Consider the following 12,333-nt stretch of genomic DNA (forward strand, 5'->3'; position numbering starts at 1 on the left):
TTGTGATTACCACTGATAGCTGATTAATAGTTTGGCATTACGACCATCCTGCGGGATTGCTTGTGGTGAGTAGTGCACCTTATTGAATGCATTACCCAATACTGCGGTGGTGGTGAGGCCATTCAAGCTGCCAGCCCCACGGTAGCTTAGGTAAAAGTCATGGACCGCATAACCAGCTTGCGGCGCATAGGGACGGCGTGACGACGTTTTGGCATCGTTATTTTTCATAAACTTGGTATTTTCTGCCATTGTCAGGATCCAGCCAGTGCTAAAACCACTGTTGGCAATAGGGATATTAAGCCTGCTGGTGACGGTATCTGGATTGATACTGTTAATAAATTGGCGGGTGTCGAGATTAATAGCACGAGTGCGGTTATAGGCCAGCGTCCAGTCAATCCATTGATTCTGGTAATCCAATGACACATCCCAACCCCAGCTTTTACTGCGCGGGATATTGATGTAGCCGGAGCTCATCATATTGACATGACTGGTAATGCGGTCTTTAGCGTGGATATCAAAATAGCTGGCTTTAAATTTAACTGAATCGTTATCGGCAAATAGATTATCAAAATACACTCCGAACCCCGTTTCGCGGGTGATGTTGCTTTCTGGTCTTAAGTTTGGATTAGGGGCCCAGTAATTAGAGAACCATCCGGCAGAGAAGTGTAGCGAGTTGTTATAAAGCTCCGCTAGCGTTGGGGTACGAAATGCCTGACTGTAAGCACCAAACAGCATCAACCAATCGGTTGGATCAATCGTAATTGCCCCCCGTGTTGACCAGTTTTTTGCCTCCTTATCAGCAAATCCTATGCGGCTGTTTTTATAACTGTCGAAGCGGCTGCCTACCAGCAAGGTAACGGGTAAATCACGCAGTGTAACTTCGTCTTGCAACCAACCGGAGGAGAATTTGATTTCAGCAGGGGGAAAATTACGAATAACGCCGGTTGGCACTTGCTCTTGATGGTAGGCTTCCACACCATAAGTGAACAAATGTGCGACTGGGCTGTAGGCAAATAGCTTACTGTTATTTTCCAGCTTTATGCCGTGGGTGATCTGTTTACGGCGGCCTGAACCCTCGCGATTGACGTCATCACTAATATTGATCTCGGAATAGTAGAGTTGGCTGGTGGCATCCAACCAATCAAGGTGTTGTGGTTGCAGGCGGTAGGTTAACTCGGCATCACGTTGCAGGGTGGAACGATTCATCATTGGACTTTTATTAAATTTTAAGTCAGGTGTACTAAGGTTAGCCATGCGCGGTTCTAGTGCCTGGTTATTGTAATAACGCAAGGCGGTGGTTAACGATTGGCTGTCAGAAAGATAGGCGGTGCCCTTAAACATCAAGCTGTTAATCGTTTCATCATTCGGCGCTTCATTACCGTTACCGTGGTAAATATTGCCGACCTTACGTTTACTTAGCGCGATAATGCCATCAAGACTCTCTGTACGGCCAAAAATGGACATCCCAGAGCCGATACTGTGATAACCCGTGGCGCCATAACCGCTGACGCGGAAACCAAGATTTTGGCCCTCTGCCAGCAAATCGGCCGCATCAATGGTCTGGTAAGCAATCACCCCGCCCATGGCGCCACTACCAAACCTTGATGTTGATGGGCTACGAATGACGCTGACCCGCTTTATCAGTGCCGGATCAAGGAAAGTACCACTGATATTGGCCCCCGTGATGCCCTGACGAATACCATCAATGAGCACCAGCACACCATACTGATCATAGCCTCTGATATTAACGTTCTGTCCATTGGTGCGCCCAACACCGCTAACACTCACACCGGGTACGTTTTGCAACATTTCTGCGGCGGAGGTGGCAGTTTGTTTGTCTGGTAATGCAGCATCAATGACGGTGACTGTGCCGGGGGGGGTGAAACTGTCAGTCGTCGGTTGATTTCCGGTAACAATAAGGGTGTGATTCTTACTGGCGGGTGCTGAATGGGCTGTCGCCAGTGGAGATAACGCCACTGTTATTGCCAGACTGCATAAAGATAAACGAAAGAAACGAAGCATGAGCAACTCTCCCTATGTTATTAAACATAATCAATAAGTTGCTGGCTGCCTTAGTGTTCAGTATGAGGTGGCTGGCGTAGTGGATTTTTTTGCAAATAGGATTGAGTGACTAAAAATTATTTAGTCAGTATCAGTTTTCCTGCTTTGGTTTGGCGCAAATAATAGAGCTGCCCTTGGTGATTGATCACCACGACATCATGTTGACCAAGCAGTTGTCCGCTGTTGATACAGGATAATTGCAACACCGCAGGAAATGGGTCTGGTGTGCAATTTACGGCTTGAGTAGGATAGGTGCCCTTACGCATAAGAAGTATTCTTTAGAGTATCCAGTTAAGTGATAATTATTATCATCTTCATGTGTGGATAGTTTCAATAACAATCTCTATTACTTTTTATGTTAATTTCTTTATTTTGCTTAGTAATTAATATGTTGGATAGATAGTTTAGAATTGATTGGTAGAAAAAGGGTTTGAGCGGTATGAGAGGGCGTAGAACATTTAATTCAGTGATAGAACAGAACCGCTATAGCGGTTAAACCATTCTATCACTGTGTGTTAATCAAAACCGACTGCTGACCGCATCCGCTAACAAGCTCAATAATTGCTCAGTATCCGCCCAGTTTAGGCACGGGTCGGTGATGGACTGCCCGTAGGTCAAGGCTTGACCCGCAACAATTTTCTGCGAGCCCTCAATCAGGAAGCTTTCAGCCATCACACCGACAATAGCGCTAGAACCGTTACGGATTTGCTGCCCGATATCAGCGGCAACTTCCAACTGGCGGCGGTGCATTTTCTGACAATTACCATGGCTAAAATCGACCACCAGATGTTCCGGTAAATCGAATTCACGCAGGCTGTCACAGGCTGTGGCAATATCAGATGCACCATAATTAGGCTGCCGACCGCCACGCATAATAATGTGCCCATGCGGGTTGCCACTGGTTTGGTAAATCGTCATCTGGCCGTTTTTATCCGGGGATAAAAACATATGGCTGGCTTGCGCGGCACGGATAGCATCAATTGCAATGCGGGTATTGCCGTCAGTGCCATTTTTGAAACCCACCGGGCAGGAGAGGGCCGATGCCATTTCTCGATGAATCTGGCTTTCCGTGGTACGTGCGCCAATGGCCCCCCAACTGATCAGGTCGGCAATGTACTGACCTGTCACCATATCAAGGAATTCGGTGGCAGTAGGTAGACCTAACTCATTAACTGCCAATAGCAGTTTGCGCGCCATCTCAATCCCACGATTGACCTGACATGAGCCATCCAACGCCGGGTCAGAAATCAACCCCTTCCAACCCACGACGGTGCGCGGTTTCTCGAAATAGGTGCGCATGACGACTTCCAGGCGATCCTGATAGCGCTCGCGTAATACATTCAGTCGGGTGGCGTAATCAATGGCGGCATCAAGGTCGTGAATCGAGCAGGGACCGACAACCACTAGCAAGCGGGAGTCTTCGCCGGTGAGGATCCTTTCAATTCGTTTACGTGACGCTGTCACGTTATCGGCAATGCTGGCGGAAATCGGTAATTTTTCCGCCAGTTGTTGTGGCGTGATTAAGCTATCGATGCGCGCAGTCCGCAGTTCATCTGTTTTATGCATGGAAATTCTCTAAATCTGTTCTTCTCTGCGGCAGGAATACCGGGAAGTGATGGCGATCACAATAAACCAAAACTAAATGAATTCAACCGCCACGGCCTTGATTCATACAATTTGTGATGAAATAAACTGTAAATAATATCCCAGGCAAATATTCCATTAGAACATGCGGCGACTCATGCCTAAAATATCCAGGATTTTGGTGGAGATTTCCTCAACGGAGTAGTTAGTGGAGTTCAGATAGCGAATCTGATTCTTGCGAAATAGCGCTTCTACTTCACCCACCTCTATTCGGCATTGGTGCAGCGAGGCATAACGGCTATTTTCACGCCGTTCTTCACGGATTGCCGCCAGCCGTTCAGGGTTAATTGTCAAACCAAACAGTTTTTGCTGAAAAGGTTTCAGCGCGGCGGGAAGTTGCAAATTGTCCATATCATCGGCGATAAATGGGTAGTTGGCAGCACGAATCCCAAATTGCATGGCTAAATAGAGGCTGGTTGGGGTTTTACCGCAACGGGAAACCCCCAATAGAATCACCTGTGCCTGGTCCAAATTGCGCAGAGAAATACCGTCATCATGGGCCAGGGCGTAGTCGATAGCCGCAATCCGCGCATCGTATTTGCCCAAATTGCTTTCAGTAAGACCGTGGGTTCGGTTGAGCACCGGCTGGGGGGCAACCCCCAGTTCGCCCTGTAGTGGGGCAACCAGTGCTTGCACAATATCCTGACAAAATCCTTCACTGTGCTGAATGAGTTCACGCACTTCCGCACTGATTATCGAATAGAAAACCAGCGGTCTAACGCCAGTGTCTTGATATATCTGATTAATCTTCTGGCAAACCTCTTGCGCACGCGCAGCACTTTCGACAAACGGCAGCGTAAAGGTAGTGGCTTTAACAGGGAACTGCGACAAGACAGCATGACCGAGCACTTCTGCAGTGATGGCGGTACCATCCGAAATATAAAACACACTTCTCTCCACGCTGACTCCTGAGTATTTTTCTGGTCGGATTTTCGCACTGATAAATGAGCATCTGGTGACAAGTTTAGCCTAATCAGTGTGCCTGATTCGGCCTATCGGTAAAGCGTTTGCTGTCAGAATCGCCTGAAAATAACTTTTCTTGTTGGGTTGATCGATTCACCTGTCCATGGACTATGGATCATTGTGCTAGTCTGAAACAGCTGATTCGTCAGCCGTGATACCTCCGTCTGTACCCTACTGACCGTCCATAATTAATAGACAATGTAAAAAGGATTGTTTCGATGTCCAACAATGGCCTAAATCTGTGCAATGTGCTTTGGTACAATCAGCTTGGCATGAACGATGTTGAGCGGGTAGGCGGCAAGAATGCCTCCCTGGGTGAAATGATAACCAATCTTTCAGACCTGGGTGTTTCGGTACCTAATGGTTTTGCTACCACAGCTCAAGCATTTAACGAATTTCTGGAGCAAAGCGGTGTTAACCAACGCATTTATCAATTGTTGGATCAGACCAATGTTGATGATATTGCAGCATTAGCCAAAGCGGGCGCGCAGATTCGTCAATGGGTGGTTGAGACGCCGTTCCATCCCGAGTTTGAACAGGCTATTCATGAAGCCTACCAACAATTAGCTGACGGTGAGCCAGAGGCTTCTTTTGCCGTGCGTTCATCGGCTACTGCCGAAGATATGCCAGATGCCTCCTTTGCCGGCCAGCAGGAAACCTTCTTGAATGTGCAGGGGATTGATGCGGTGATGGTTGCTATCAAGCACGTATTTGCCTCACTGTTCAATGATCGCGCTATTTCCTATCGTGTGCATCAAGGCTACGACCACCGTGGGGTGGCGCTGTCTGCAGGTGTACAACGGATGGTGCGCTCTGATCTCGCTTCGGCGGGCGTGATGTTTACTATTGATACTGAATCAGGCTTCGATCAGGTGGTTTTTATCACCGCAGCTTATGGTTTAGGCGAAATGGTGGTGCAAGGAGCGGTGAACCCGGATGAGTTTTATGTCCATAAGCCAACATTGCGTAATGGCAAACCTGCGATAGTACGCCGCACTATGGGTTCGAAAAAAATTCGCATGATCTATGCCGAAAGCCAGGAGCATGGCAAACAGGTGCAGATTGAAGATGTGCCAGAAGCACAACGCAATCGTTTCGCTCTCAGTGATGAAGAGGTGCAAGCGCTGGCGCATCAGGCACTATCAATCGAAAAGCATTATGGCCGCCCGATGGACATTGAGTGGGCCAAAGATGGTCATACCGGTAAGCTGTTTATCGTGCAAGCTCGCCCGGAAACAGTACGTTCCAACGAGCAAGTTATGGAGCGTTATCTGCTGAATGCCCAAAGTGAGGTGTTGGTGGAGGGGCGTGCCATTGGTCATCGTATTGGTGCGGGGCCGGTTAAGGTGATTAATGATATCAGCGAGATGGACCGAATTCAGGCCGGTGATGTACTGGTAACCGACATGACGGACCCTGACTGGGAACCGATCATGAAAAAAGCATCAGCGATTGTGACCAACCGTGGCGGGCGTACCTGCCATGCGGCAATCATCGCTCGTGAGCTGGGGATCCCAGCCGTTGTGGGTTGTGGTAATGCCACTGATATTTTGAGAGAAGGGCAAAAGGTTACGGTTTCCTGTGCTGAAGGGGATACGGGCTATGTTTATCAAGAGTTGCTCGATTTCTCGATTCAGAGCTCACAAGTTACTGAACTGCCTAATTTGCCGTTGAAAATAATGATGAACGTTGGCAATCCAGACCGAGCCTTCGACTTTGCCCGTCTCCCTAATGACGGCGTTGGCTTGGCGCGCCTGGAATTTATCATCAACCGCATGATTGGTGTGCATCCTAAAGCATTGCTGGAATTCGATAGCCAGGAGCCTGCAATTCAGGCGGAAATCAAAGCCTTGATGAAGGGTTATGACGATCCGGTCGAGTTTTACGTTGGTCGCTTGACCGAAGGGATCTCTACCTTGGGTGCCGCTTTCTGGCCAAAACGTGTGATTGTGCGCTTGTCGGATTTTAAATCTAACGAATACGCCAATCTGGTTGGCGGAGAAGCTTATGAGCCACATGAAGAGAATCCGATGTTAGGTTTCCGTGGGGCGGGTCGTTATGTCGCAGACAACTTCCGTGATTGTTTCGCACTGGAGTGTGAGGCGGTTAAGCGGGTGCGGAATGTGATGGGGTTGACTAACGTCGAAGTCATGGTGCCTTTCGTACGTACAGTGGCTCAGGCAGAGGCGGTGGTGGCAGAACTGGCAAGACAAGGGCTGAAACGTGGTGAGAATGGCCTGAAGCTTATTATGATGTGCGAAATCCCGTCCAATGCATTGCTGGCGGATCAATTCCTAGAGCATTTTGATGGCTTCTCTATCGGCTCCAATGATATGACTCAGTTAACATTGGGTCTGGATCGTGACTCCGGTGTGGTTTCTGAACTGTTTGATGAGCGCAATGAAGCCGTTAAGGCGTTGCTGTCGATGGCCATTCAGGCGGCGAAACGTCAAGGCAAGTATGTGGGGATTTGTGGTCAGGGTCCGTCAGACCATGAGGATTTTGCTTTATGGCTGATGGAGCAGGGGATTGACAGCTTGTCCCTTAACCCAGACACCGTAGTACAAACGTGGGTCAGTTTGGCGCAACATACTAAGTATTGATTGGACTCGGGTTATACCGATAGAGAGACATTTAATTATCCGCAGCTTAGGTTGCGGATTTTTTGCAATAATAAGTAAAAAAAAAGCCCGTCTAAGATGACAGGCAAAGACTACACACAGCAATACGTGTATTCGATTACAGATATTTAAATAAGTCATTTGAAGATGAATTATTTAAATGCCTTGGGGAAAGCACTTTCTAATAATAATATTAAGTAAATTCCGTGGCTTAGTCATTAAGAATCTTCTGAATATAATAGGTTAAATAAATGTTTTTATAGGATTAATTTCATATAGTTATTAATAATCATTCTATTTAATAACTAATGAAATACAGGTTGAGAATAGAAATAGAGGAATTAAAACGGTTGTTCTTAATTGTTAATAGCGAATGTCGCTGGATAATAGGGGTTCGGCAGCATAACTACCAAACCCCGGTAAGTGCTAAAGCTCTTCTAAATGCTTGGCTACTTCCTTCATACTCTCTTCAGGTTCCGGTGCTTCATTGACCCAGGCAGAAGTCAGGCGATAGGAGATGGCTAACACCACCGGCCCAATAAACAAGCCAATCATGCCGAATGACAACAAGCCACCAATCACCCCGGACAGGATGAGAATCATCGGCATATCGGCTTCCATACGGATAAGGTAGGGGCGCAAAACGTTATCCATAGTACCAACGATACAGCTCCAAACCAGCAGTGCCGTACCCCAGGTGGTATCACCGGTCCAATACAACCAGATAATCGCCGGGACCAGTATCAACAGTGGCCCAAGTTGAGCTACGCAGCAGATAAACATTAATACGGTAAACAGTGTGGCGTATTGAATGCCCGCAATCGCCAGCCCAATCCCACCCAGCACTGCCTGTACCAGTGCGGTGACCACGACCCCCAATGCGACGGCCCGGATAGCTTTAGCGGCCAGCACCACGACGGCATCGCCACGTTTATCGGCAGCGCGCACCGCAAAATGGCGGATACCCAGCCCGACTTGCTCACCATGGAAATAGAGTAAAACACTGAATAGCACCATCAGCGCCAGATGAATCAAAAAATAACCGACATGGGCGGCTTGAGCTACCAGCCAGGTCGCGGCCGCACCAATATAGGGTTGAACTTTGGCGATCATCGCATTGCCACCACCGGCAACCAATGTATGCCAACTACTATAGAGTTTGTTCCCCACCATTGGGATCGATTGCAACCAGGTCATATCCGGCATGCGCACATTAGACGGGCTGGATGCCCACTGGATAAGCGGGCCGCTGTTTTCCACCAGGCTGCTGACCAGTAGGGCTATCGGGATGACAAACAGCAACACCAGCAGCAGAGTCATGACAATAGCAGCCAGCCAGCGCTTACCCCAAAGTAGCCTTTGCAGCCTAATCAGCAGTGGCCAGGTCGCAATGACTACCATGCCCGCCCAGGCAAAACCCATAATAAAAGGCTGTACCACCCAGAAACTGGCGATAATCATTATCATAATGAATATCACCCCAAACATCAGTTTAGGTAAATCGAAACGGCGCTGCTGCGGGTAATTCATCAATGGGTTCTCACATCGAAAGTCATGGCAAGGTGGCCATCGCACTGTTTTTTAGGCACTCATTAGATTTTGAACTAATTAAGCATCTGTACTAATCATGGTGTATTTTTTAATGTTTTAACAGACAACGCCGGATTTTACTGCTGTGATTTGTTAAAAAATAGCATTAGCTTGGACATAACAAAACACCGACCGCAGCCAAGGTGCTGAAACAATGTTCTTTCGGCGTGGTGCGACTATTATTTATACAATATATAATTTTGATACTTAATGATTTATTGCCGCATTTATCCTCGGCAGATACGCATCACTTTCTCATCATTCTGAATTGACATAAATTATTCGACAAAGAGGATTGCTAGCAGATAATCTCTTGGCGGAACCACAAACATACCTATTAGATAGGGTCACACTAATGATCCCACAGATTTCTCAGGCACCGGGTGTCATCCAGTTGGTGCTGGATTTTTTGGATGCTTTGAAGCAAAACGGATTCACCGGCGATACCGCCACTAATTATGCCGATCGCCTAACCATGGCAACGGACAACAGCATTTACCAACTGCTACCCGACGCCGTGGTTTTTCCTCGTTCGACTGCGGATGTTGCCTTGATTGGCCGTCTGGCTGGCCTGGAGAGTTTTAAATCCCTGGTATTTACGCCGCGCGGCGGCGGGACTGGCACCAATGGCCAGGCACTGAACAGTGGCATTGTGGTGGATATGTCGCGCCATATGAACCGTATTCTGGAGATTAATCTCGAACAGGGTTGGGTGCGGGTTGAAGCGGGGGTGATTAAAGATCAGCTCAATCAATATCTGCGGCCATTCGGCTACTTCTTTTCGCCCGAGTTATCGACCAGTAACCGCGCTACGTTGGGTGGAATGATCAATACCGATGCTTCCGGTCAGGGGTCGCTAGTGTATGGCAAAACGTCCGACCATGTGTTGGGGCTGCGTGCCATATTGCTGGGTGGAACCCTGCTCGATACCCGCGCCATGCCGACGGCATTGGCACAAACGATTGCGCAGGAGGACTCTGTAACCGGCCGTATTTATCATACGGTGCTGCATCACTGCCGTGAGCAGCGCGCGCTGATTCTGGAGAAATTCCCGCAATTAAACCGTTTCCTGACCGGGTATGATTTACGTCATGTTTTCAGCGATGACCTGCAAACCTTTGACCTGACAAGAATTTTAACCGGTGCAGAAGGCACTCTGGCCTTCATTACTGAAGCGACACTGGATATAACGCCGCTGCCTAAAGTTCGCCGTCTGGTGAATGTAAAGTATGACTCCTTCGATTCCGCTCTGCGTAATGCCCCGTTTATGGTGGAAGCCAAAGCGCTGTCAGTGGAAACCGTGGACTCTAAAGTTCTTAATCTGGCCAAAGAAGATATTGTCTGGCACTCAGTAAAAGAGCTGATTACCGATATCCCTGATAAAGAGATGCAGGGGTTGAATATCGTTGAGTTTGCCGGTGATGATAAGGCACTGATCGATAGTCAAATGGAGGCACTTTGTCAGCGCTTGGATGACCTGATGTCTGCTCAGCAAGGCGGCGTTATTGGTTACCAGATTTGCAGTGAGTTAGCGGGTATTGAGCGCATCTATGGTATGCGCAAAAAAGCGGTTGGCTTGTTAGGCAACAGTAAAGGCCAGGCTAAGCCCATTCCGTTTGCGGAAGATACCTGTGTGCCACCACAGCATTTGGCCGATTATATTGTCGAGTTCCGCCAACTGCTTGATAGCCACAATTTGAGCTACGGCATGTTTGGCCACGTGGATGCGGGGGTATTACATGTACGCCCAGCGCTGGATATGTGCGATCCACAGCAAGAAATGCTGATGAAACAGATATCTGACCAAGTGGTGCAACTGACGGCGCGCTATGGCGGTTTGCTATGGGGCGAGCACGGTAAGGGGTTCCGTGCAGAATACAGCCCTGACTTCTTTGGTGAAGTGCTTTACCACGAGTTGCGGCGCATTAAATCCGTTTTCGATCCTGATAATCGCTTAAATCCGGGGAAAATATGCTCACCGTTGGGCAGTGATGCGCCAATGATGAAAGTGGATACCTCAGATAAACGCGGTACCTTGGACCGGCGTATTCCGTTAGCAGTAAGAACCTCATTCCGTGGTGCGATGGAATGTAATGGTAACGGTCTGTGCTTTAACTTTGATGCACGTAGCCCGATGTGCCCGTCGATGAAGATTACCGGTGACCGTATTCATTCACCAAAAGGCCGGGCAACGCTGGTGCGAGAATGGTTACGGCTGCTATCTGAGCAAGGGGTTGACCCCATTGCACTAGAGAAAGGGCTGGCGACCAAACGCCCCAGCCTGCGTAGTTTGATTGAGAAAACCCGTAATACCTGGGCTGCCAGTCAGGGGGATTATGATTTCTCTCATGAAGTCAAAGAGGCGATGTCAGGTTGTCTGGCATGCAAAGCTTGCTCGACGCAGTGCCCGATAAAAATTGATGTACCGGGCTTCCGCTCCCGCTTCCTACAGTTGTATCACACCCGTTATCATCGCCCACTGCGTGACTATGTGGTGGCTGGAGTAGAGAGTTATGCGCCGTTAATGGCCAAAACCCCAAAAGTGTTTAACTTTTTCCTCAAACAACCGTGGGTCAGGGAGCTAAGCCGGAAGAGTATTGGTATGGTGGACTTGCCGATGCTTTCTAGCCCAACGTTGAAGCAATCATTATCCGGCCATTATGCCAGTACTATGACCCTGGAGCAGTTGGAGAAACTGTCTGAGTCAGAGCGCCGCCAGCATGTGCTGATCGTGCAGGATCCCTTCACCAGTTACTACGACGCTCAGGTGGTGGCGGATTTTGTTCGCTTGGTCGAAAAACTGGGCTTCAATCCCGTGCTGTTGCCATTCTCACCCAACGGTAAAGCGCAGCACATTAAAGGTTTCCTGCAACGTTTTGCTGAAACGGCGCGTAAGACGGCAGATTTTCTTAATCGCATTTCGTTACTGGGGATGCCGATGGTTGGGGTTGATCCGGCGCTGGTTCTTTGTTATCGCGATGAATATAAAGAGATTCTTGGTGATGCGCGCGGTGACTTTGCGGTGCAATTGGTGCACGAATGGCTACAGGTGGCCCTGGCTGACCTGCCAGAGCAGCAGATGAGTGGCGAATCCTGGTACCTGTTTGGGCATTGCACCGAAACCACGGCACTACCTGCCAGCAGCCAGCACTGGGCAGCAATATTCTCCCGTTATGGTGCCAAACTGGAAAACATCAGTGTCGGGTGTTGTGGCATGGCCGGAACTTATGGTCATGAAGCGAAGAACATCGATAACTCGTTGGGTATTTACGCGTTATCCTGGCAACAGGCGTTACAAAAGTTACCGGGTAAACGTTGTTTAGCCACAGGTTACTCTTGCCGGAGTCAGGTTAAACGTATTGAAGGCAATGGACTGAGACATCCGTTACAAGCTTTGCTTGAGCTGGTTTAACCTGCGAGCTGAGTATGCTATTTACTTGGTGCTACTTGCCGC

General features: G+C 48.6%; 7 protein-coding genes and 1 other RNA gene. 2 read left to right on the forward strand and 6 right to left on the reverse strand.

Annotated features, from left to right (window positions below; translation table 11 throughout):
- Nucleotides 1-6: 6 nt before the first annotated feature.
- The 4 genes from V1956_RS12550 to ppsR form a co-directional block, all read right to left on the reverse strand.
- Nucleotides 7-2,022 carry a TonB-dependent hemoglobin/transferrin/lactoferrin family receptor gene (locus V1956_RS12550; protein ID WP_442825178.1) on the reverse strand — a complete coding sequence of 672 codons (2,016 nt, stop codon included), beginning with the start codon at nucleotides 2,020-2,022 and terminating at the stop codon, nucleotides 7-9.
- Between the two features lie 116 nt (nucleotides 2,023-2,138).
- Complete coding sequence (hemP, locus tag V1956_RS12555) at nucleotides 2,139-2,327, reverse strand: hemin uptake protein HemP (RefSeq protein ID WP_372559131.1); 189 nt, start codon at nucleotides 2,325-2,327, stop codon at nucleotides 2,139-2,141.
- 253 nt (nucleotides 2,328-2,580) lie between these two features.
- On the reverse strand, nucleotides 2,581-3,627 hold the full coding sequence (locus V1956_RS12560; protein ID WP_372559130.1) for a 3-deoxy-7-phosphoheptulonate synthase: 1,047 nt from the start codon (nucleotides 3,625-3,627) through the stop codon (nucleotides 2,581-2,583).
- Nucleotides 3,628-3,783: 156 nt separating this feature from the next.
- Nucleotides 3,784-4,605 (reverse strand): posphoenolpyruvate synthetase regulatory kinase/phosphorylase PpsR, encoded by an 822-nt coding sequence (ppsR, locus tag V1956_RS12565; protein WP_083158716.1) that lies wholly within the window; start codon nucleotides 4,603-4,605, stop codon nucleotides 3,784-3,786.
- A gap of 281 nt (nucleotides 4,606-4,886) precedes the next feature.
- On the opposite strand from ppsR, the gene ppsA reads away from it, so the two are divergent.
- A complete protein-coding gene (gene ppsA, locus V1956_RS12570; RefSeq protein ID WP_442825179.1) occupies nucleotides 4,887-7,271 on the forward strand; it encodes a phosphoenolpyruvate synthase in 2,385 nt (794 codons plus the stop codon).
- A gap of 75 nt (nucleotides 7,272-7,346) precedes the next feature.
- Here ppsA and rprA read toward each other — a convergent pair.
- Together rprA and ydiK are read right to left on the reverse strand one after the other, a co-directional pair.
- Nucleotides 7,347-7,451: antisense sRNA RprA (gene rprA / locus V1956_RS12575), an RNA gene on the reverse strand.
- Nucleotides 7,452-7,715: 264 nt separating this feature from the next.
- Nucleotides 7,716-8,819, reverse strand: coding sequence for an AI-2E family transporter YdiK (gene ydiK, locus V1956_RS12580; RefSeq protein WP_083158718.1), 1,104 nt, complete (start codon nucleotides 8,817-8,819; stop codon nucleotides 7,716-7,718).
- A gap of 415 nt (nucleotides 8,820-9,234) precedes the next feature.
- On the opposite strand from ydiK, the gene ydiJ reads away from it, so the two are divergent.
- On the forward strand, nucleotides 9,235-12,291 hold the full coding sequence (gene ydiJ, locus V1956_RS12585; protein WP_442825180.1) for a D-2-hydroxyglutarate dehydrogenase YdiJ: 3,057 nt from the start codon (nucleotides 9,235-9,237) through the stop codon (nucleotides 12,289-12,291).
- The last annotated feature ends 42 nt before the right edge of the window (nucleotides 12,292-12,333 follow it).

Source organism: Yersinia sp. 2540 StPb PI (assembly GCF_052217165.1).
Classification (GTDB): Bacteria; Pseudomonadota; Gammaproteobacteria; order Enterobacterales; family Enterobacteriaceae; genus Yersinia; species Yersinia enterocolitica_E.